This window comes from Roseateles sp. (genome assembly GCF_049240545.1).
Lineage (GTDB): Bacteria > Pseudomonadota > Gammaproteobacteria > Burkholderiales > Burkholderiaceae_C > Paucibacter_A.
Genome location: NZ_JBMLSK010000171.1, coordinates 1 through 19,848, shown reverse-complemented (window position 1 = coordinate 19,848; position 19,848 = coordinate 1). Strand labels below are relative to the sequence as shown.

Annotated in this window: 22 protein-coding genes; 21 read left to right on the top strand and 1 reads right to left on the bottom strand. The window is 66.3% G+C overall.

The genetic code is table 11. The features are described from left to right. The 12 genes from ACOVRJ_RS11515 to ACOVRJ_RS11460 all read left to right on the top strand — a co-directional run. The coding region (locus ACOVRJ_RS11515) for a DNA cytosine methyltransferase (RefSeq protein WP_422043993.1) at positions 1–986 on the top strand (986 nt) is incomplete at its 5' end. Positions 987–1,020: 34 nt separating this feature from the next. Continuing rightward, positions 1,021–1,911: an ATP-binding protein gene (locus ACOVRJ_RS11510; RefSeq protein ID WP_422043992.1), complete on the top strand. Its 891-nt coding sequence runs from the start codon at positions 1,021–1,023 to the stop codon at positions 1,909–1,911. Between the two features lie 111 nt (positions 1,912–2,022). Then, positions 2,023–2,418 (top strand): hypothetical protein, encoded by a 396-nt coding sequence (locus ACOVRJ_RS11505; RefSeq protein ID WP_422043991.1) that lies wholly within the window; start codon positions 2,023–2,025, stop codon positions 2,416–2,418. A 17-nt stretch (positions 2,419–2,435) separates the two neighbouring features. Next, a complete protein-coding gene (locus ACOVRJ_RS11500; protein WP_422043990.1) occupies positions 2,436–5,102 on the top strand; it encodes a Z1 domain-containing protein in 2,667 nt (888 codons plus the stop codon). Beyond that, positions 5,084–6,133: a PD-(D/E)XK motif protein gene (locus ACOVRJ_RS11495; RefSeq protein WP_422043989.1), complete on the top strand. Its 1,050-nt coding sequence runs from the start codon at positions 5,084–5,086 to the stop codon at positions 6,131–6,133. The genes ACOVRJ_RS11500 and ACOVRJ_RS11495 overlap by 19 nt, the downstream gene beginning before the upstream one ends. A 171-nt stretch (positions 6,134–6,304) precedes the next feature. After that, positions 6,305–6,457, top strand: coding sequence for a hypothetical protein (locus tag ACOVRJ_RS11490; RefSeq protein ID WP_422043988.1), 153 nt, complete (start codon positions 6,305–6,307; stop codon positions 6,455–6,457). Between the two features lie 27 nt (positions 6,458–6,484). Continuing rightward, positions 6,485–7,390: an OST-HTH/LOTUS domain-containing protein gene (locus ACOVRJ_RS11485; RefSeq protein ID WP_422043987.1), complete on the top strand. Its 906-nt coding sequence runs from the start codon at positions 6,485–6,487 to the stop codon at positions 7,388–7,390. A gap of 85 nt (positions 7,391–7,475) precedes the next feature. Further along, a complete protein-coding gene (locus ACOVRJ_RS11480) occupies positions 7,476–7,721 on the top strand; it encodes a hypothetical protein (protein WP_422043986.1) in 246 nt (81 codons plus the stop codon). Positions 7,722–7,986: 265 nt separating this feature from the next. Further along, complete coding sequence (locus tag ACOVRJ_RS11475; RefSeq protein WP_422043985.1) at positions 7,987–8,676, top strand: hypothetical protein; 690 nt, start codon at positions 7,987–7,989, stop codon at positions 8,674–8,676. Next, entirely contained in the window at positions 8,673–8,990 is a 318-nt protein-coding gene (locus tag ACOVRJ_RS11470) for a hypothetical protein (RefSeq protein WP_422043984.1), read from the top strand. The genes ACOVRJ_RS11475 and ACOVRJ_RS11470 overlap by 4 nt, the downstream gene beginning before the upstream one ends. 634 nt (positions 8,991–9,624) lie before the next feature. Next, complete coding sequence (locus ACOVRJ_RS11465; protein WP_422043983.1) at positions 9,625–10,434, top strand: hypothetical protein; 810 nt, start codon at positions 9,625–9,627, stop codon at positions 10,432–10,434. 85 nt (positions 10,435–10,519) lie between these two features. After that, positions 10,520–11,134, top strand: a complete 615-nt coding sequence (locus ACOVRJ_RS11460) for a hypothetical protein (protein ID WP_422043982.1) — start codon at positions 10,520–10,522, stop codon at positions 11,132–11,134. 294 nt (positions 11,135–11,428) lie between these two features. Here the strand turns inward: ACOVRJ_RS11460 and ACOVRJ_RS11455 are convergent, their stop codons facing one another. Beyond that, the gene (locus tag ACOVRJ_RS11455) at positions 11,429–11,842 is read right to left on the bottom strand and encodes a Fur family transcriptional regulator (RefSeq protein ID WP_422043981.1); all 414 of its coding nucleotides are present in this window, start codon (positions 11,840–11,842) and stop codon (positions 11,429–11,431) included. Positions 11,843–11,921: 79 nt separating this feature from the next. Here ACOVRJ_RS11455 and ACOVRJ_RS11450 point away from each other — a divergent pair, with 79 nt between their 5' ends. The 9 genes from ACOVRJ_RS11450 to ACOVRJ_RS11410 form a co-directional block, all read left to right on the top strand. Further along, on the top strand, positions 11,922–12,266 hold the full coding sequence (locus tag ACOVRJ_RS11450; protein ID WP_422043980.1) for a GTP-binding protein: 345 nt from the start codon (positions 11,922–11,924) through the stop codon (positions 12,264–12,266). Positions 12,267–12,315: 49 nt separating this feature from the next. Beyond that, positions 12,316–13,314, top strand: coding sequence for a CobW family GTP-binding protein (locus ACOVRJ_RS11445; RefSeq protein ID WP_422043979.1), 999 nt, complete (start codon positions 12,316–12,318; stop codon positions 13,312–13,314). Beyond that, complete coding sequence (locus tag ACOVRJ_RS11440) at positions 13,311–14,090, top strand: class I SAM-dependent methyltransferase (RefSeq protein WP_422043978.1); 780 nt, start codon at positions 13,311–13,313, stop codon at positions 14,088–14,090. The genes ACOVRJ_RS11445 and ACOVRJ_RS11440 overlap by 4 nt, the downstream gene beginning before the upstream one ends. 54 nt (positions 14,091–14,144) lie before the next feature. Further along, the gene (locus tag ACOVRJ_RS11435) at positions 14,145–16,280 is read left to right on the top strand and encodes a TonB-dependent receptor (protein WP_422043977.1); all 2,136 of its coding nucleotides are present in this window, start codon (positions 14,145–14,147) and stop codon (positions 16,278–16,280) included. Positions 16,281–16,299: 19 nt separating this feature from the next. After that, positions 16,300–17,205 (top strand): ABC transporter substrate-binding protein, encoded by a 906-nt coding sequence (locus tag ACOVRJ_RS11430; protein WP_422043976.1) that lies wholly within the window; start codon positions 16,300–16,302, stop codon positions 17,203–17,205. Further along, positions 17,202–18,197, top strand: a complete 996-nt coding sequence (locus tag ACOVRJ_RS11425) for a FecCD family ABC transporter permease (protein ID WP_422043975.1) — start codon at positions 17,202–17,204, stop codon at positions 18,195–18,197. The genes ACOVRJ_RS11430 and ACOVRJ_RS11425 overlap by 4 nt, the downstream gene beginning before the upstream one ends. After that, on the top strand, positions 18,194–18,958 hold the full coding sequence (locus ACOVRJ_RS11420) for an ABC transporter ATP-binding protein (protein ID WP_422043974.1): 765 nt from the start codon (positions 18,194–18,196) through the stop codon (positions 18,956–18,958). The genes ACOVRJ_RS11425 and ACOVRJ_RS11420 overlap by 4 nt, the downstream gene beginning before the upstream one ends. Next, positions 18,955–19,434 (top strand): phosphoribosyl-AMP cyclohydrolase, encoded by a 480-nt coding sequence (hisI, locus tag ACOVRJ_RS11415; RefSeq protein ID WP_422043973.1) that lies wholly within the window; start codon positions 18,955–18,957, stop codon positions 19,432–19,434. Before ACOVRJ_RS11420 ends, hisI begins: the two co-directional genes overlap by 4 nt. Further along, the coding region (locus ACOVRJ_RS11410) for a DUF1826 domain-containing protein (RefSeq protein WP_422043972.1) at positions 19,434–19,848 on the top strand (415 nt) is incomplete at its 3' end. The genes hisI and ACOVRJ_RS11410, both read left to right, overlap by 1 nt.

Genomic DNA, 19,848 nt, shown 5'->3' with positions numbered 1-19,848 from the left:
GAAGTCAGGAACAGCCGGGTTCTATGGAGGCGACAAGTATTCTGACGCGGGGGGAAGTGCTGGCTGGCGACGAGCGGCACGTCCAACACTATGACCTCGAGCGGCGCAAAGCGCACGCGCAGCGGTATGGCCGCAGATACACATACGACGTCTTGAAGGCGCACAAAGCCAAGGAGTTGGTTGGACACGCAGCTAGGCCGCACAGCCTGAGAGACATGCGTGACTTCTTGCGACTTCGCGAGGGTGAGACCAGCCGGGCGGCGATCGCTCGAGGCGTCGAAATGGAGTTCCCTTACGACCGGGAGCACTTCAAGGACCGCTATACGCGCCAGCACAGGGACCAGCTGTGCTCGACGATCGTGGCGCACTTGAAGAAGGACGGGTTGATGTTTATCCACCCAACGCAGACCCGGTCGCTGACGCCAAGGGAGGCTGCTCGCGTGCAGAGCTTCCCGGATACCTTCGAGTTTCCCGCAGAGCGCACGCGGTCGTACGCTGAGATCGGCAACGCTGTGCCTCCACTTGTTGGTAAGGCCGTGGGTCTCGCTGTCTTGGACTTTCTGACTCAGCCCGAGATGGCCGACGCTGTGACAGCCAGTCTCAACGCACATCTGCCGCTGAGCAGGGCCTTGGCCATCACGCAGCTCGAGGAATTCATCGAGTCCACGCAGATGAAAGACCTCGCACAGCTGCCCAATGCGGATTTTCTCAAGGCATGGTGGGCTGTCGGATATCTGCATCCAAACCTCCACCCAGATGCAGCTCTGGACAACGGCAAGGAGCTTAGCCCTGGACCTAAGCGCGGCGTGAGCTTCGTCCTTGAGCCCTACTACGTGCGAAGCGGCTGGCCTGTGGAGCTCATCGGACTGGCCAGAGAGGCTCGCCGGCGTTTTGATGCCCAGCTGCTTGCAGAAGACGAGTACTACTGCTCCGCGGCCGTCATCGCCGGAGCTGCTGCCAAGGACCAGCCGGTGAAGGCAAAGTGAGTCGGGCGAACAACAGGGTTGAAAGGGAGAGTTGATGTCAATCGGTGTTGAGAGCATCCCGGGCGCGCGGCGCCTCATCAAGTCGCTGCGCGATATGGGCTACGAGTTCGAGTCGGCTGTGGCTGACCTAATCGACAACTCGATTGCCGCCAGAGCCAACACGGTCCGCATCAACACGCACTGGGCCGGAGCCGACTCCTACGTGAGCATTGCCGACAACGGTGTGGGCATGTCGGCGCAGGACCTTCGCGAAGCGCTGCGCTTTGGCGCAGAGCGGGACTATGACGACGATGACCTTGGCAAGTTCGGCCTTGGACTCAAGACTGCGTCGCTCAGCCAGTGCCGCAAGCTCATCGTGGCGTCACGGCAAAACGAGAGCCGGGCCGACATTAACGCGTACTGCTGGGACATGTCGCACATCGAAGCGACCAACAAGTGGGAGATTCTTCCGGTGCGCTCGGCGGACCTGCCAGAAAGGGTGCGGCTGCATCTGAAGGAGACCACCGGCACGGTGGTCGTCTGGCAGCAGCTCGACCGCATCCTTGGGTACAGCAACCCAGAGGGCGAACCTGCTCGCAAGCGGCTGATCGACATGTGCCGCACACTGGAAGAGCACGTGGCCATGGTCTTCCATCGCTTCCTCGAGAACAAGGTGCGTGGCAAGCGGCTGGCCATCTACATCCAAGACGACAAGGTCACTCCCTGGGATCCCTTTGTCGCCAATGAGCCCAAGCGCAAGGTGCTGGAGCCGCTGAGTCTGAAAGTCGACGGTCACATCGGGCGCAGTGACGTCGTTTTCGAGCCTTACGTTCTTCCAGCGCAGTCCATGTTCTCGAGCCCAGAGGCGCACAAGCGCGCATCGGGGCCGGCCTCATGGAATCGGCAGCAAGGCTTCTACATCTACCGCGCTGACCGCCTCATCTAAAGCGGCGGATGGAGCAACATCCGGACGCTGGACGAGCACCTGAAGCTAGCACGCATCGCGGTCTTCTTTTCGCCCAAGCTCGACGAAGAGTTCAAGATCAACGTGCCTAAGATGAAGGTCGCCTTCCCGGCCGAGATCCGCGCCGACGTCGAGAAGGCCGTCAAGACGTGGACGAGGATTGCCGACGAGACATATCGCACAGCTAACAAGGCCGCTGGAGGTGCAACACCGCCCGCCGCACCTATCTCGATTGCGCCAGCTGGTGGCAAATCGGGATCGAAGCCGGCAGCGCCTTCGCCCTCCCCGGCTCCCGCGCCAAGCTCTGCCGGAGCCGGAAACTCTTCTGGCACGTTCAGCACCAGTACCCCGGTCTCGCCGCCCAAGAGCGGCGTCACAAGCGAAGAGCTGGCTCGAGTGGGCAAGCTGCTCAAAAAAGTGGCCAAACCTGATGAACTGTCTGCGATAGACGCTGCTGTGGCCAGAGCGCAGTCGACTCTCGAAGACTGACCTGAGAAGGCGCAGCCATGGCAGACCTCGACCCCGAATACGAGAAAGCCCTGCGGACGGCGCGCTTTCTGCTGGACCTAGGCCACGACCCTGAAGCGGTGTACGCCAACGAACTTATCCCAGCGAACCTACGGGAGTGGGTTCGCGGCAAGCTTACCGAGGAGCAGAACAGGACGTTCGAGCGCGTGCGCGTCATCTCCGCCGCAGAGAGCGAGCACGATTGGGTCGCCGCGCTGGACCGGACCACTTGGCACTACTGGCCCACTCTGCGGAGGTTCCTCCTGGGCAAGAAGAATTGGCCGCGGGACACGGTCGCCTCCCTCGACGACGCCTCGGATAGCATCTTGTCCAAGCTGGCGCACCCCGCGACCGACGAGTTCGACATCCGCGGCTTGGTGCTGGGCTACGTCCAAAGCGGCAAAACGGCGAGCTTCACCGCAGTCATCGCCAAAGCGGCAGACGCTGGCTACAAGCTCGTGGTCGTCTTCTCGGGCATCGACAACGGTCTGCGACGCCAGACCCAGCTCCGCCTCAACCGTGAGCTCACGGGCTACACAGGCAACCCGCCCAACGCGGTTGAGCAGCCGCCCGTAGGCAAGCAGTGGCACCAGTTCACCACCGACACGCTGGACGGTGACTTCAACCGTGGCCGGGCCAATACCGCAGCCCTGCAAGGCTCTCAGCCGGTCCTGCTTGTGGTCAAGAAGAACGGCGCTGTTCTGAGGCGCCTCCAGGCCTGGTTCGAAGAGGCCTCGGAGGAGATGCGACGCGGGCTGCCGGCTCTCTTCATCGATGACGAGGCAGACCAGGCGAGCGTCGACACACGTGGGAGCTACCAGCAAGAAGAGGGCTTCGACCCCAACGACCCGAACTTCGAAGAGCCGGCGGTCATCAACCGACGCATCCGAAGCCTGCTGAACCTTTTCCCACGCAGAGCTTACGTGGCATACACCGCCACACCCTTCGCCAACGTGCTCATCCCGCACGACAACTATGGCGGCGCGGTGGGTGACGACCTCTACCCGCGCGACTTCCTCATCGACTTGCCCAAGCCCCGCGGCTACTTCGGCACCGAGGAGTTTTTCGGGCGCTTTGACCCGGCCAGCGGCGAGAGCGTGCCGGGCCTTGACGTTCTCCGAGATGTCCCGGACGGTGAGGTCAGCCAGTTGCTGGGGAACAACGAGGTTGTCCCGTCCCTTGAAGAAGCTCTGTGCACCTTCCTGCTCGCAGGCGCTGCCCGGGCGCAGCGGGGTAAGCCAGAAGCGCCCTGCACGATGCTCGTGCACACCACCCAGCGAATCGCCGACCAGTCCCCGACCCGGGACCTCATCGAAGCCCGGTTCAACGAGTTGAAGGACGAGTGGCGCTACGACAGGCACAACGGCCTGCGAGACAAGCTCAAGAAGCTTTGGGATGAGGACTTCAAGCCAAACACTGCCGGCGTTGACGCTGGCAAGGTAGTCGACTTTGAGGCTATCGAAGAGCACATCTTTCCGTTTGCAAAGGCAGTCGAGGTGCTGGAGATCAACTCCGAGCGCGGCGACGTACTCGACTTTGACCTCAATCCGTCGCTGAAGGCCATCGCGATCGGCGGCAACAAGCTGGCGCGCGGGCTCAACCTCGAAGGCTTGCTCGTCAGCTACTTCGCGCGCCAGTCTCCACAGTACGACACGCTGCTGCAGATGGCGCGGTGGTATGGCTACCGAGGTGGCTACGAGGACCTTACCCGCATCTACACAACCGGCACGCTCCAGGGTTGGTTTGCTGACCTTGCCTTGGTCGAGCATCGCCTGAGGCAAGACATCCGGATGTACGAGATGGTGCCCGGTCTCACGCCGAGGGATGTAGGCGTGCGAATCCTGAGCCATCCCAGCATGCAGGTCACGAGTGCCCTGAAGCGCCGCCATGCGACCCCCACGCAAGTGAGCCAGTCCTACTCCGGCGAGCTTGAGCAAACCTTCCGGTTCCCGCTGAGCGACGAAGACCGCCTTGCGCTGCTCTGCGATCGCAATCGCTCGTCGGTCCATGACTTCCTCGCTTCACTCGGCGGACCTGCCAAGACCACCCAGTTCGGGCCACTCTGGGAGGGGGTTCAGTCCTCAGCTGTGATTCAGCTCCTTCGGCAGTTTGACTATGTGCCTGAAGCCTCTGGCCTGTCTCCTGAGCTCATTGCAGCTTGGATCGAGCAGCAGAACATGGACGGGGACGTGACCCACTGGTCGGTCCTTGTCCGCGGTCGAGAGAAAGAGTCTCCCGAGCTCAAGGCGGCAACCTGGCTTCCGGCTGGCTTGGCACCTGTCTGGAACATCGCTCGTACCAGGATCGGTTCGTCCAACTCTCTCGGCGTGATCACGACGCCCGGCGACGAGGCTTTCGGGCTGACGGATGACGAGCTGCTGGAGATGAAGCGCAAGCTGCAGACGGGAGAACAGACGGACGAGAACCGCGCTGCGCGGCTGTCGCGCGCCTCCAGGCGCGGGTTGCTCATCTTCTATCCCATCAGCAAGCTCTCGGGCCACGACGGTGCGAAGTTGGGTAAGTCTCGACAGCCCATCTACGCCAACCCCAAGAGTCCGACCGCCAAGGACCTCATCGGCATGGCCGTGTCGCTGCCGAAGGTCACCCGTGAACGGCCTGCTGAGGCCTACCTCGAGGGCACGGCGCGGTGGCGACCAGTAGTCTAGAGGCGGCCACAGCGAAGGGGCCCCGCTGGGACCTGCTGGAAGCCGAGCCGCCGACAAAGGAGCGGCTGGCTGTCCGAACCGCTCTCTCGGGACGCCATCCAGACGTGCTCATTGGCGTGGACGCAGCACTGCGCCGACATGTGCTCGTCCGCATCCCGCAAGGCGAGGAGGATGCGCTGACCGAAAGGGTCTCCAGGGGCATAGGCGTCCAGACAGTCAAGATGGTGCCCAAAGACACTGGCCTGGAGGAGTGCTTTGTCGAGATCGCCTGTCTTGACTCCCAGGGCCATGGCGCACTTGACCTCGTCATTAGCGACCTCGTGGATGCTGTCGAGCGGTCCGCAGGTGTCACGCGCGTCAGGCTGGTACAGGGGGTGCTATCGAAGTGGAGGCGCTTCTGGTCTGGAGTGCCGACCAACGCGCTGGGCATCGAGCAGCAGATAGGCCTCTTCGGTGAGCTCTACTTCCTCTGTCGCTGGTTAAGCAGCGCTTTGGGGCCAAGCAAGGCTTTGGGCACTTGGCGCGGGCCGGCTGGCAGCAGGAACGACTTTGAGCTTCAAGGCTTGGCGATTGAGGCCAAGACAACGAAGCGTGTAGATGCAGTTCATGTCATTCATGGGCTCGACCAACTGCTTGAGCCCGCAGGAGGCGTGCTGCTGCTCTTCGCGCTGTGCGTGCGAGATGAGGCCAGCGCCACGGAAGGTCTGCCGCTTCTTGTCAGCGAGATGCGCTCCCGGCTAGCCGATGATGCCGATGCTCTGAACCTGTTTGAAACGCGCCTCTACAGCGCCGGCTACGACGACCGCCTCGAAGCGGAGTACGCCAAGCTGATGCTCAGAGTTCGCAGTGAGGGTCTCTACCGCGTCTCGGACGGCTTTCCGCGCCTCACTCCAGCGTCCATCGTCGGCGGCTTGCCTCCAGGCGTCGACGCGGTGACCTACGAAGTTCGCTTGGACGCGGCTGCGGCGTGGATGGTGGCAAGCACGCCGAGTGCTGCGACCAAGCTGCTCCAGGACTTCTCTGGAACATAGGGCGATGAGGTGATGAAGTTGTTCGGCGTCGCCTGAATCCGGACGGTCCTGCCGCCCTACCAACCCCACCCATCGATGAGCACTCCAAAACCACACTCCGGCCCAGCCGCTGCCACCGAAAACGCCGTTCAGGCACTTCTGCTGCGCCTGAAGTGCCAGACGCCACTGCACGTGTTGCGCATACTCTTTCTGGGCAACGTTGCCAGCCTGAGGCTCGATGTCCGCGCCACGGCGCGAGTGGCGCAGGCAGTGGACGGCGAGATGGGCGACAGCGCACAGGCCGGCGAGTACGCACAGTTCCACGACCGGCTGCTGGTGGCCTGACCCCGTCTTGAACGGCGAGGCTCGAAGGTGACAAGCACCTCCACTCCGGCCGAGCCGCATCGAACGCCCGAGATCGACGAGGTGTTCCGGCGCATCGGAAGGAACCTGCTTCTGTTCCAGCACATCGAGCACCTGCTCAAGCAGTTGATGGCCAGTGCCCGGATCGAAGGCCCCCTGCAGTCGATGCAGACCAACTTGGATGAGCGGCGAGCCAAGATCCACAAGCAGACGCTCGGCCAGTTGGCAGGGCAGTTCGTTGACGACGTGCTGGCCGACGCCGGCGAACGCGACGGCCCGGAGAACGTCGACGAGGCGTGGTTCTCGTTTGGCATCTCGATCCAGGCGGACAGCGCCTTTGTCGAGCAGCACACGGCCGAGATGAAGGCGGTGGTGGATGCCCGGAACGATCTGATCCACCACTTTCTGCCGCGCTGGTCGCCGGCGTCCGATGACAGCACCCGCGAGGCGCTGGCCTATCTCGATGAGCAGCGTGCCCGGGCGCTGCCGATGAGGGACCGTCTACTGGGCTTCGTGAACTCAGTTCAGTCGGCGGCGAAGGCCCATGCGGAGTTCATGACGTCACCCGAGGGGGCACGTGAGATCGAACTGCTGTGGCTGCGGCACAGCCGCCTAGTGCTGCTGCTCGGCGAGATCGCCCAGAAGACGCCCCGCGCGGACGGGTGGACCGTTCTGGCTTCAGCAGGGAACCTCATCCGGCAGAGGGCGCCGGAGGAACTTGAGCAGATGCACGAGCGCTACGGCCACCGGACCTTGAAGAAGCTGATGCTGGCGACCGAACTCTTCGACATCGAGGAAGAGCCAACACCAGGGGGCGGGGCCCGAACGGTCTATCGGATCAACCCCCGGTTCGAGCTGCAGATTCAGCCGGGGCAGCCGACGGGCCCAGGAACTGCAGTGTCTGGCAGCAGTTGACATCACGAGCGCCGCACATCGGCGGCCTCCAGCCCGCCTCCGTACAAGCCACAGGTTGCAGCGAACAGGCGGTAGAGTTGACTCCATGGCCGCCCCTGTTCTGACTCGAAAGCGAACGCCCTTCGATGGCATCTCGCCGGATGCGATCAAGGACTTTGCCGCGTTCGTGCGGACCCATGCGCCGCGGTGGATCGACGGGAGCCGTAGCCTGTCACGCCTGACCGTGCGCCGGGCACGCGCGAAAGCAGTGGCATGCGATCGCCGGCGGGGCATCCGGCACGTCGATGCGGTGGACCGGACGACGCGCATGTCGTCGCGTCGCCGGCGCTGAAGCGCCTTGCGCTGGCGGCCGCCCGCGGCCGGTGAGTGAGCAGCGCTGCGATTTTGTGTGGCGCCGGCGCGTCAAAGCAAAAAATAGTTCCAGCACCGCGAGTCAACGCGGTTTAACCCAGCCCGACAACAGTCAACTCCAGTCATCTGGAGTGAGCTGGCATGCGGGAGTGCACGCCGCTTCCTGTAATTTGCTCCGTAGCTGATAAACGACCTTGACCGATACGTCAGTCCATCCGGGCTGACGCAAGCTCAAGGGGACATCAGTGATTGCAGATCCAGTGCAAGAGGTGAGCGGCAGCGGCAGAACGCTGGTCCGCCTCGATCCGATTTACGTCGTTCCATCTCGGTGGAGTGCTGTCGAATCCAGCGAACTTCGCGGACCTGACTTCGACCGATTGAAGGCATCGGTGCAACACGCCGGCGGCAACGTGCAACCGATCAAGGTGCGGCCCGCCTGGCGCTCGATCGCGGATAGCGCTCCGGGCGAGCGGACAGCGGTGCAGGCCTATGAGGTCGTCTTCGGCTATTCGCGTTTGGAGGCCTGCCGCTGGCTCGGGCTTCCGGTGCTGGCGACGGTGGAGGATCTGTCCGAGGTTGAAGCCGCTCAGCAGTTTGCAGCGGAGTTCTGGTGGGACAGGCGCTGGCGTCCGTGGCGAATGAGCCGTTTCGTGCAGCGCGTTCTGGACGACGGTCTGTATCCGTCGATTCGGCGTGCGGCCGAGCGCATGGACCTGAACCTCGACGACATCTCGATCTTGAGGCACATGGCGACCTGGCCGGAGCCCCTGCAGCGTGCGCTGAAGTCCGTGCAGTTCAAGCGCTCGCACGCCGCGCGAATCCGCCAGCTTGATCGGGAGGCACTGGACCGCTTCACCGACGAAGGCCTTCCGTGGAAGAAGCGAACCGCCGCGATGGTGCTGCGCCGGCGGGAACAACTGGAGAAGCGAGCATGACCATGAGCACGCTTCGGCCAGACGAGAAGGGCTACGTGTTCGACCACTCGCGGCTGGTCCTCTGCAAGGTCGGCAGCTTGGAGTTCAGCCATCGCTTCAAGGACATGCTGGTTCATGCTGTCCTGCGCGACGGCAGTGGTCATCACGAAGAGGTGCACCTCATGTTCGCCGCGGCCGACGTGGAAGCCCTGGCGAGCTTCCTGGCCACGTGCCGGGATCGGTCGATCGAGATCGTCGATCCCATTTCTCCCGACGTCGCGCCAGACTCCGTCGCATCGAACGCCGAAGATGAAGTCGGCCCGGGGCGCACATGATGGCGTCGCCCCTTCGCTTGCAGGCTGGCTGGGGGAACCGCCGGATCAGCAACGCTGATCCGGCGGGGCAAGGCGTTCAGCCGCAGCCCCGTGAACGGCACCCGCCCCAGCGGGTCCGTGAGCGGTGGGGGGAGCCGAACCCCGTGGGGCCGCGACAGCGGACCAGGCGGCCCCAGCCGCCGTCAGGGGTTTGGGGGGCGGAGCCCCGGCGCCGAGCGCAAGCGCGGCTACCTCCGGCGGACTCGCGCAACGCGCGAGTGCCTCGCGAAGCGGGGCAGGTCCGGGCGTCCAGCCCGGAGCCGAAGGCCAAGCGGACCGGGGCGCGAAGCGAACCGGGCGGCGCCGCCTCCGCCGGAGGTAGCCGCGCTTGCGCGGCGCCCCCCAAGCACGCCGCAGGCGGGCGCTGGAGGACGCCAGTCCGTGAAGGCGTGGCAGGCCGGGCAGACAGGGCGTCCAGCCCTGGCAGCACGAGGGAAGCGCCCCTAGGCGCCTGGCCCGCAGGGCCAGCCTCGTGCGGTGCACGGCATGTCGCGCGTCGGCTCGACCGCCGAAGCAAGGTCCGTCGCAGGCTCCATAGCTCGCGCCGTACCACTGGTACGGAGCCGGTACGGAGCGCAGTACGGAGGGCCGCAGGATGACGGCGAACGCTCAAGACTTCATGGAGTTGCCCAACCCGGCCGCTCAGGGGCAGGCCAACAAGGCACAGGCGCTGATGTGGGTGTACGCCTGGGTCTACTCGACGCCTGCGATCCTGCAACTGCTGCTCCGACACCAGGGCATGAGCTGGTCCACGAGCGCCGTGGCTGCCGGGTGGCTTCGGAAGACGGGCATCACCGCGCGCGAACGAATCAAGGTCCTGACCCTCAACGAGATGGGGCTCGCGTGGGTTCAGGCGCGGTCGAACCTGTTGCTGAAGTACGCGGAACTCGATCCGCATCGGATGTCACCGTACACGATCCACCACGGGTTGCTGGCTCAGCGACTGACGGTTCACGAAGCCCGGGCCGGCCGGATCAACTCCTACCTGACAGAGCGAATGCTCGCGGCGCGCAGCGAGCCGGGCGTCAAGCAGCCGGATGCGGTCTGGACGACAAAGTCAGGCGAGCGGGTGGCACTCGAGGTGGAGTTGACGGCGAAGTGGGATCGACGCTTCGACGAGTTCGTGCTCAAGACCATCAAGGCGATGACGCCCGAGGATGGCGACGAGCGGGGCAAGGTCGACCGGGTGCTGATCACGACAACTTCACCGGCCATCTTGAAGCGGTACCGACTGGCCTTCGGCAGTGGTCAGCCGTACCGGACTTGGCGCGCATCGGTGACGGGGAAGTCTGGGGTCGAAAGCATCGAGCACGTGCCGAGCTGGGTGCAGGACAAGGTTCACTTTCGCCTGGTGGATGAACGCGGCGTGGCGGTCAGCGATCCGCTCAACCGCGAGTTGCCGTAGTCAGGCATCCGCATTCTTCGAAGAAGTCAACGCCGGGTTGCCTCCTGTGCAGGCGTCCGATTCACATCGAGAGAGGTTCAAAGTCATGGATTCCTACGAACTGCGAATCGTCTATCCGCCCCAGACGCGGAGCCAGATCAACAAGATGCATGACGAATGGGGCGGCGTCATCACGCGCTGGCCTGCGGGTGAACGCCCGCACGTCGAGTTCGCGAAGCGGACTCGAACCCGCAAGCAGGGCCGCATCCTGCTGTCGACGGCGAAGCCGGGTCAGTTGCTCTGCTACAGCGGCTGCACCGTGGATGGCAAGAGCTTCTCGCAGTTCGGTCTGGCATGGCGCAGCGCTGACGGGACGCTGGTGGCGCAGCGCCTTGACCGGGACACCAAAGCCCGCGGGATCTTCGAGGCTGGCGGCTACAGAGAGCCCTCGGGAGACGAAGCGCGGACGCTCCGCGAGATTGAGGCGGCGGTGAGCAGCGCGAGCCCGATATCCATCGTGCTGGTCTGCACTGCTGTCGCGCGCTACATGGAACAACACCTGCTCGTCGGGGCACCGGTCAGGCAGCCAGGCGAGGCTGATGATGAGTTTGTCGTGCGGTCCGCCGAAGCGTTGATCAGGCAGGGCATGCAGTGGCAGGCATACCGGCACGTGCTGACTGCAGCTGCTGACGCGTTGTCTGAGTGCTTGCGTCTCCCGTAACGCGGATCACCGGCATCACAACCGTAGGTTCAATGCTGTCGAACGCGGGAAAGCACCCGCCACCGGAGGTCAGCGATCGGCCATTTGCTGACCTCGACGACAGGCCGCTGTCCGGCATCTGCTCGAGATCGGTGTCAGAGGTGGCCGCCGCAACAGCCGGCAGGCCGCGCTGAGAACTACAACATTGGGCTAAACCGGTTCTCAGACGAAGTGTTCAAGTTCGTTTACCTCCGCGGCTCTGCTGTCCACTGCTTCCAGTTTTCGCAGCCAGCGCTCGCTGGCGCGGAGGCAAGTTCAACCGCCAAGAGGTCCAGTATTCGCGCCCGGCCTCGAAGCAGGAACCCCGCACGCGGCGCATCGGCCGTAAAGGATGACCTCGTGCTCCTCCAGCGTAAAGCCAGGCGGCACCAAACCGCCCAACCCGCCCACGCAGCCGGCCACATCGTAGACGCGGCGGCAGCCCCGGCACTGGAAGTGATGGTGGTGCCCTTGGCCTGCCGCTTCGTAGCGAACCGGCTCGCCAGCCAGCGCCACGGGGCAGATGCTGCCGTCTTCTGACAGCTTCTTCAGAGCCCGGTACACGGTCGCGATGCTGAGCGTCGGCGTTTCGCTGCCCGCCTGCTCGAGCACCTCCTGAGGCAGCAGTGGCCGCCCCGCTCGCGTTATGGCGGCCAGGACGGCGGCGCGTTGCAGTGTGTGTCGTTCCATGAAGGCAATTGTCGTGCGCTGGACTCGAAGTCAGCCCGCCTTGTATGATATTGCGTTCGCAGTAGCATTTCAGGGCACCATGTCGCGCCTTCCCGTCACTGTGTTGTCAGGCTTCCTTGGCGCCGGCAAGACCACGCTGCTCAACCATGTGCTGGCCAACCGCGAAGGCCTTCGCGTGGCCGTCATCGTCAACGACATGAGCGAGGTCGACGCGCGCTGGAAAGAGCCCTATGGCGACCGCCTCAACGAGGTGGTCTTCATCGGCCGCGGGTTGGACCGTGCCGCCATTGAGCAGGCCTGGAAGGCCATGCACCTGAACTACACCGAGGCGCGCAAGGGTCCGCCGGGCGGCAAAACCTTCAGCGGCTGGGCCGACCTGTCCGACCCCTTCCCGCAATGGCAGCGCAAGGAGGTGGCGGCGTAAAGACGTCCGTGTTCCTCCGTGCATTCAACCCACTTTGATGGAGCACCCCATGCAAACCCCCGTCACTATCCTCACCGGCTTCCTGGGCAGCGGCAAGACCACGCTTCTCAACCGCATCCTGAAAGAGAACCACGGCCATCGCATCGCCGTGATCGAAAACGAGTTCGGCGAAGCCGGCATCGACAACGAACTGCTCGTGCAGGACAGCGACGAGCAGATCGTCGAGATGAACAACGGCTGCATCTGCTGCACCGTGCGCGGCGACCTGGTGCGCATCCTGGGCGAGCTGCAGGCCAAGAAGGCCGCCGGCACACTGCACTTCGACCGCGTGATCATCGAAACCACGGGCCTGGCAGACCCGGCACCGGTGGCCCAGACCTTCTTTGTCGACGACGAGATATCTCAGCAGTACCTGCTGGACGCCATCGTCACCATGGTCGACGCCAAGCATGCACCGGCGCAACTCGACGAACACCACGAGGCGCAGGAGCAGGTGGCCTTCGCCGACCGCATCCTGATCACCAAGACCGACGTGGTGCAGCCTTACGACGTGGCCCAGCTGAGGCAGCGATTGGTGCAAATGAACCCGCGCGCCAAGATCGGCGAAGCCAGTCATGGCCAGGCCAGCATCGATGACCTGCTGGACATCCGGGGCTTCAACCTCAACGCCATCCTCGAGATCGAGCCCGACTTCCTAACCGATGTCGAGCACAAGCACGACGACGACGTCACCTCGTTCGTGTTTCGCGAGAGCAAGCCGCTGGACCTGGAGCGCGTGGAGGACTTCCTGAGCGCCATCGTGCAGGTCTACGGCACCAAGCTGATGCGCTACAAGGGCGTGCTCAACATCAAGGGCATCGACAAGCGCGTCGTCTTCCAGGGCGTGCACATGCTGATGGGCTCGGATGCGGGCGCCGCGTGGAAGCCGGGCGAGAAGCGCGATTCCAAGATGGTCTTCATCGGGCGTGACATGCCCAAGGACGTGCTGCTGGACGGGCTGGCGCAATGCGTGGCCAGTGCCAAGGCGCCAAGCGGGCAGCGCCCATGACGGTTGCCTCCTTCTCGGAGGACACGGGCGTACGGCCATCGCGGTGGGACGACGGTCAGGCCCGCTTCTATGCCGAGACCATCGAGTCTTCGGACTACGTGGACCGTGTCGCCCCGCTGCTCGGCCCCCCATGGAAAGACTTCGTGGACGTCGGTGCCGGCAGCGGCGCCCTGGGCGCCCGGCTGGTGGGCGATGGCGGCCGCTGGACGGCGGTCGATCCCCAGCCGGCGATGCGGGCCTTGCTGGAGCGGCAGCGCATGCCGCTGTCGGCAAGAGGTGCCACGCTCGAGATTCACGCCTGCACCTGGCAAGACCTGCCGGCACATCTCAGCGCCCGGCGTTTGCTGGCGGCCAACTTGGGCGCCACGCACCACGAGGCCGGCGTGTTCTTCGACGCCATGGTGGGGCGCTGGCAGGACGCGATGCATTGGGTGGTGGCGGCCCAGGCAGGTCCGTCGAGCTTCTGCCTGGCGGGTTTCCTGCCGCCTGAACTGCACGGCTGCGACACCCGGCCGGCCTTCGAGCGCACCCTGGACCAGCTCGGGCCCGAGCGTGCACCCGACGACATCCGCTTCGCGGATTGGCACTGTCGCTTTGTCTTTGCTGACCTGCCCACGGCCCAGGCGCACTTTCTGGACCGGCTGGCCCTCGCGCCCGACACCGCCAAGGCCGTCGCGGTCTGTCGCTTCGTGGCGCGGCATGCCTTGCCGACGGCCGCCGGCATCGAGGTCAGTTGCTCCAAGCGCAGTGCCGTGATGCGCTGGCAAGCGCACTGAAGCCGACGAAGGTCTTTCACGCCCGCCTTTCGCCGTTCTCCGATGCGAGTCTCAATGAAACGTGGTTCTTTTCGTCCGAAGCCCGCAGCGACTGCGGTGCTGGCCGCCCTGGGCACGGCGTGCGCGGGTGCCTGGGCCCAGACGCCCGAACTGACACGCGTGGAAATCACGGGCCAGCGCGTCATCAGTACCGCGTCGCGGCTGGACGAAGACCTGCTGCGCGTGCCGTTCTCGGCCACGGTGGTCGACCGGGCCCAAATGGACGCTGCCGGCGCGAAGACGCTGGAGGACGCCCTGCGCACGGTGCCCGGGCTGCAGCACGGCACGCAGGGCAATTACTTCACCCGCTTCGAGACGCGCGGCCTGCGCGACACGCAGGACGTGCTGGTGCTGATCGACGGCGTGCCGCTGCGCCTGTTGCAGGGCAACGCCGATGTCACGCTGCTGGCCCCCGATCTGGTCGAGCGCGTGGAGTTCATCAAGGGCCCCGCCTCGGCGGTGTACGGCAAGAACGCGATCGGCGGCGTGGTGCAGTTCTTCCTGAAACCCGAGGCCGCCGGTGGCCGCGCCAGCCTCACGGCGGGCAGCTTCGGCCGCAAGGACGGCAGCGTTCGCCAGCGCTGGGATCTGGGCACGGACGCCCATCTCTTTGCCGGTGCGGCCTACAGCCACGTCGACGGCTTCCAACGCGGCACACCGCGCCAGCAGTCGGCGGCGGTGCTCAGCGGCGACGTGAAACTGGGCCCACGCTGGACCAGCGGCGCCCAGGTCTATGCGAGCAAGGTCAACGCCAACCGGGGCTCCATCATCCCGCTGGCCAACGGTGAGCCGATGTTCGGCATCACGCAGCGCGACAACTTCGCCATTCCGGGTGTCTATATCGAGGGTGAGTTCGTTTCCCTGGCGTGGAAGAACGAAGTCCGCCTGACCCCCGGCCTGAGCCTGCAGCACATCAGCAGCTTCGCCCGCTACGACCGGCTGTTCCAGAGCGGCATCACCATCGTGCCGCCGCCAGCGGCCGTCAGCAAGGGCTATTCCGAGACCGACACCGCCGACCGTGGCGCCTTCCATGACCTGGCGTTGCAACACCGTCATGTCGGCGCTGCCGGCTGGTCCAGCACCACACTGCTGGGCGTGAACCTGGAGTCGGGCTGGCAGGACCAGACCTCGCCCACCTTCAGCAACGCGCCCACCTACCGCGGGCCCGACTACAACACCCCGGTCACCAACGTCGGCAACGACCCGCGTGGCATCCGCGGGGGCAGCACCGCCTCGCGCTTCGACCAGCGGGTGCAGAGCGTCTACCTGCAGAACCGGCTGGAGCGCGGCGCCTTCGGCCTGACGACCGGCCTGCGCCACGACCGCTTCGAACAAAGCCTGCAGCGCAGCGACACCACGGTGGCAGCGCGCCAGGAAGCCGCCAGAACCAGCCCGCGCCTAGGCCTCGACTGGCAGCTGGGCGCGGCAGCAGGCGGCCAGCACGCCAGCTTCGCCAACTGGACAGAAGGCTTTCGCCCGCAGGCTGTGGCCCTGAACACCCGCAGCGGAGTGGTGGTGCCGGCCCTGCTGCGGCCCGAGCGCACGCGCAGCGTGGAAGCGGGCGTCAAGGGCCGCGCCGACGACGACCGCTGGAGCTACCAGCTGAGCCTGTTCCAGGCCGACAAGGTCGACGGCCAGCGTTCCTTCCGCACCGGGCCCGACACCTTCATCTTCAGCAACGCCACATCACGCGTGAAGGGGCTGGAATCGCAGCTGCAGTGGCGTCTGTCTCCGGCCTGGAGCGGCTACGCCCACTACACCTGGCAGGACGCCCGCCTGCGCGACTTCCAGACCTTCACCGCAGCCGGTGCACCGGCCACCAACTTCGCCGGCTACCGCGTGCGCATGTCGGCCCGGCATATCGCAGGGCTGGGTGTGACCTGGTCGCAAGGCCCCTGGAGCCTGGGCGCCAGCGCCAACCATGTCGGGGAGCGCTTTCTGCGCGACAACGTCGTGAACCCGCAGTTGTTGCCGGCCTACACGGTGGCCAATCTGGTCGGCACCTGGCGTGCCACGCCGACGCTGACGCTGCAAGCGGGCATCGACAACCTCGGCGACGCCTACTACATCAACGACGACCTGTCGGCCCAGGAGGCCGGGAACGCTGGCGCACCGCGCAGCGGCTTCCTGCGCTTGCGGCTGCAGTTCTAGAACGACGGTGTTCAAGCCCATGACCCGACGTGAAGGACTGGGCCTGCTGCTGGCTGCCATCAGCATCGCGGCGCCAAAAGCGGGCGCAGCGCCGTCATGGCCCCGCATGCTGGTGGACGCCATGGGCCGCCAGGTCCGCATCGCAGCGCCACCGCAGCGCATCGTGACGGTGTTCCCGAGCAACGTGGAGATCCTCTTCGCGCTGGGCCTGGCCGACCGGGTGGTGGCCATCGGCGGGCGCGTGCGCCACCCGCCCGAGGCGGTGGCCAAGCCTTCGGTGGGCGGGACGTTGGGCTATTCACCCGAGGCCGTGGCCGCCTACCGGCCCGATCTGCTGGTGCTGACACCCTCGCACCAGACGGCACTGGGCCTGGTGGAACCCTTCACCAGCGCCGGCGTGCCGGTGCTGATGCTGTCGCACCCCGACCTGCCTTCGGTGCTGCGCAACATCGATCTCGTGGGCCGGGCCACCGGCACCGAAGCCCAGGCCGACCAGATTCGTGCGCAGATGCAGCAGCAGCTGGAAGCGGTGCGCGCACGCTGGCAAGGCCTGCCGCTGCGCAGCGTGTACCTGGAGACAGCGGCGGCCGAGCGCGGCGCGTTTCAAACCGTTGGCCGCGGCCACTACGCCGACGACGCCCTGGCCTGGGCCGGCGGACGCAACGTGTTCAGCGATCTGGCGAGCTCGCAGCAGGTCAGTGCCGAAGCCATTGCGGTGCGCAACCCCGAGGTCATCGTGTCGCTGCAAGCGGTGCCCAAGCCCGCTGCCGCCATCGCAGCGCGGCCCGGGTGGCAGCACCTGCGGGCCGTGCGCGAGGGCCGGGTTGTGGTGCTCGAGCGCGGGCACAAGCTGATCCCCGGGCCGCGCCAGATCGAGGCGGTTCTGGACTACGCCCGGGCGCTGCATCCGGAGCGCTTTGCGTGACGCCGGCACGCTGGTCTCTGGGTCCGGCGCTGGGCTTGCTGGCGCTGCTGGGCGTGGTGGCCGTGGTTTTGTCGCTGAGCCTGGGGGCCGCCTGGGTGCCGCCTGCGCGCTGGCTGGGTGAGGCGGGGTTGGAGCGCGATCTGGTGTGGGTGTGGCGCGCACCGCGCGTGGCGGCTGCCTTCTTCGTGGGCGCCTGCCTGTCACTGGCCGGCCTGCTGTTCCAGGGCGTGTTTCGCAACCCGTTGGCCGAGCCCTACCTGCTGGGCAGCGCTGCCGGGGCCGGTTTGGGTGCCGCCGTTGCCCTGCTGCTGCCGCAGCTGCTGCCCCCCGCCTGGTCGCTGCCGGTGATGGCCTTTCTGGGCGCCTGGGGTGCCAGCTGGCTGGTGCTGGCGGTGGGCCGCATCGGCGGGGCCTGGCAGTCGGCGCGGCTGCTGCTGGCCGGTGTAGCGCTGGCCGCCATCCTGTCTGCGCTGCGCGGGCTGCTGTTGATGGTGTTCGGCGACGAGTCCACCAACCTGCGGGCCATCGTCTCGTGGCAGCTGGGGGGCGTGCAGACGCCCACGGCCGCCGAAGTGCTGGGCTTCCTGCCCTGGCTGCTGCTGCTGGCAGGTGCCGCGTGGCGGCTGGCGCCGGGCCTGGACGCGCTGGGCCTGGGTGATGCCGCCGCCCAGAGCCTGGGCCACCGCGTGCCCTGGCTGGTGGCCGGCGCCGTGCTGCTGGCGGCCCTGGCCACGGCGCTGGCCGTCAGCTGGGGCGGGCTGATCGGCTTCGTGGGCCTGATCGTCCCGCATGTGCTGCGCTGGTGGCTGGGGCCGCTGCATGGCCAGCTGGTGCCGGCCTGCATGGTGGCCGGTGGGGTGCTGATGGTGCTGGTGGACACGGTGGCCCGCAGCACGATGGCGCCCAGCGAGATCCCGGCCGGCCTGCTCACCGCCGTGATCGGTGGCCCGTTTTTCCTAGGGCTGCTGCTATGGCGCCGGGACAGCACATGAACCGCGGCGAGGCAGTCGACACCACCCCTGTGCTGGCCTTCAGCGGCGTGGAGGTGCGCGCCGGCAAGATAGCCCTGTTGTCGGACCTGAACCTGCAGCTGCCGCGATGCGGGCTGTTCGGGTTGGTGGGGCCCAACGGTGCCGGCAAGTCCACACTGGTGCGTGCCGCGCTGGGCTTGCAGGCCACGTCGCGCGGCGAGGTTCGGCTGCGTGGCCGGCGGCTGCAGGACTGGCGGCCGCGTGAACTGGCCCAGCAGGTGGGCTACGTGCCCCAGCACATCCACAGCCACTGGGATTTGACCGTGCGCGAGCTGCTGCAGCTGTCGCTGGCGCCGCCCACAGCCGAGTTGCTGCAAGACTTTGAGCTGGAGCCGCTGCTCGCACGCCGCTTCAACACGCTGTCCGGCGGCGAACAGGCGCGCGCTGCCATCGCCCGGGCCATGGCCCACGAGCCCGCGCTGCTGTTGGCCGATGAGCCTGCGGCACACCTCGACCTGCCGCATCAGCACGCCTTGCTGCGCTTGCTGCAAGCCTGCGCTGCGCGCGCTGCGGTGGTGATCGTGCTGCACGACCTGCACCTGGCCGCGCGCTACTGCGACCAGGTGGCCGTGCTCTCGCAAGGCCGCCTGCTGCATCACGGGCCGCCTGACGCTGCGCTGGACGGCGCCTCGCTGGCACAGGCTTACCAGGCGCCCGTGCAGCGCGTCTCGAGCACGGGCCAGTCGTTCTTCACCGTGCCGATGCTGGAGACCCCACCATGAACCCGACGCCCGCCTTCGCGCCCCGTCGCTCCGTCGAACAGGTCGAAGAAGGCCTGGCGCTCGCGCCCAAGTTCGGCCCCGACGGCCTGCTGCCCTGCATCACCACCGACGCCGGCAGCGGCGAGGTGCTGATGCTCGGCTGGATGAACGCCGACGCCCTGCAGCGCACGCTGGCCACCCAGCAAGCGCACTACTGGAGCCGCAGCCGCCAGGTGCTGTGGCACAAGGGCGGCACCAGCGGCCTGGTGCATCACTTGGTGGAGTTGCGCATCGACGACGACCAGGACGCGGTGTGGTTGCGGGTGCGGCTGCAGGCCGGGCCGCAGGCCGACCCCGCGAGCTGCCACGTGGGCTACCGCAGTTGCTTCTACCGGGCGGTGGACCCGGGCACCGGGGCGCGGCGCTTCGTGGAAGACGGCAAGACCTTCGACCCGCGCGTCGTCTATGGCGACGCGCCGAACCCGACGGTGCTGTGATGGGCGCTGTGGATGTTTTGGAGTCGCTGTCGGTGGTCTGCATCGGACGCTGTGCCGATGTGCTGGGCGACATCGCCCGGCCGGGTGTCGAGCTGGCGGCCTGGCAGCGCAGCCCGGACCCGGCCTGGGTGGAGTGGCTGGCGGCGATGCCGGCCCATGACTTGCCGACGTGCCGGCTGGAGGCGATGCCCGACGATGCGGCCCGCGCGCTGAACGCGCACTTCGACGCTGGCGGCACACCTTCTGGCGCGCCACGCAATGCCTTCGTGGCCGACATCGCCGGCTTGGTCGCCCGGTTCGCTGCGCTGGCCGCCACCCGCAGCGTGCGGCTGCGGCTGGACGTCGTCACCGGCGACGCCTGCCGCCGCTGGCACCGCGACTGCGTGCCGCTGCGGATGATCTGCACCTACCGCG

Bases quoted from the DNA above. Each gene is read 5' to 3' on its own strand.
- ACOVRJ_RS11440 (WP_422043978.1), top strand. From the start codon at position 13,311: ATGACGGTTGCCTCCTTCTCGGAGGACACGGGCGTACGGCCATCGCGG.
- ACOVRJ_RS11445 (WP_422043979.1), top strand. From the start codon at position 12,316: ATGCAAACCCCCGTCACTATCCTCACCGGCTTCCTGGGCAGCGGCAAG.
- ACOVRJ_RS11420 (WP_422043974.1), top strand. From the start codon at position 18,194: ATGAACCGCGGCGAGGCAGTCGACACCACCCCTGTGCTGGCCTTCAGC.
- ACOVRJ_RS11480 (WP_422043986.1), top strand. From the start codon at position 7,476: ATGGCCGCCCCTGTTCTGACTCGAAAGCGAACGCCCTTCGATGGCATC.
- ACOVRJ_RS11430 (WP_422043976.1), top strand. From the start codon at position 16,300: ATGACCCGACGTGAAGGACTGGGCCTGCTGCTGGCTGCCATCAGCATC.
- ACOVRJ_RS11500 (WP_422043990.1), top strand. From the start codon at position 2,436: ATGGCAGACCTCGACCCCGAATACGAGAAAGCCCTGCGGACGGCGCGC.
- ACOVRJ_RS11435 (WP_422043977.1), top strand. From the start codon at position 14,145: ATGAAACGTGGTTCTTTTCGTCCGAAGCCCGCAGCGACTGCGGTGCTG.
- ACOVRJ_RS11470 (WP_422043984.1), top strand. From the start codon at position 8,673: ATGACCATGAGCACGCTTCGGCCAGACGAGAAGGGCTACGTGTTCGAC.
- hisI (WP_422043973.1), top strand. From the start codon at position 18,955: ATGAACCCGACGCCCGCCTTCGCGCCCCGTCGCTCCGTCGAACAGGTC.
- ACOVRJ_RS11460 (WP_422043982.1), top strand. From the start codon at position 10,520: ATGGATTCCTACGAACTGCGAATCGTCTATCCGCCCCAGACGCGGAGC.
- ACOVRJ_RS11450 (WP_422043980.1), top strand. From the start codon at position 11,922: ATGTCGCGCCTTCCCGTCACTGTGTTGTCAGGCTTCCTTGGCGCCGGC.
- ACOVRJ_RS11465 (WP_422043983.1), top strand. From the start codon at position 9,625: ATGACGGCGAACGCTCAAGACTTCATGGAGTTGCCCAACCCGGCCGCT.
- ACOVRJ_RS11455 (WP_422043981.1), bottom strand. From the start codon at position 11,842: ATGGAACGACACACACTGCAACGCGCCGCCGTCCTGGCCGCCATAACG.
- ACOVRJ_RS11510 (WP_422043992.1), top strand. From the start codon at position 1,021: ATGTCAATCGGTGTTGAGAGCATCCCGGGCGCGCGGCGCCTCATCAAG.
- ACOVRJ_RS11505 (WP_422043991.1), top strand. From the start codon at position 2,023: ATGAAGGTCGCCTTCCCGGCCGAGATCCGCGCCGACGTCGAGAAGGCC.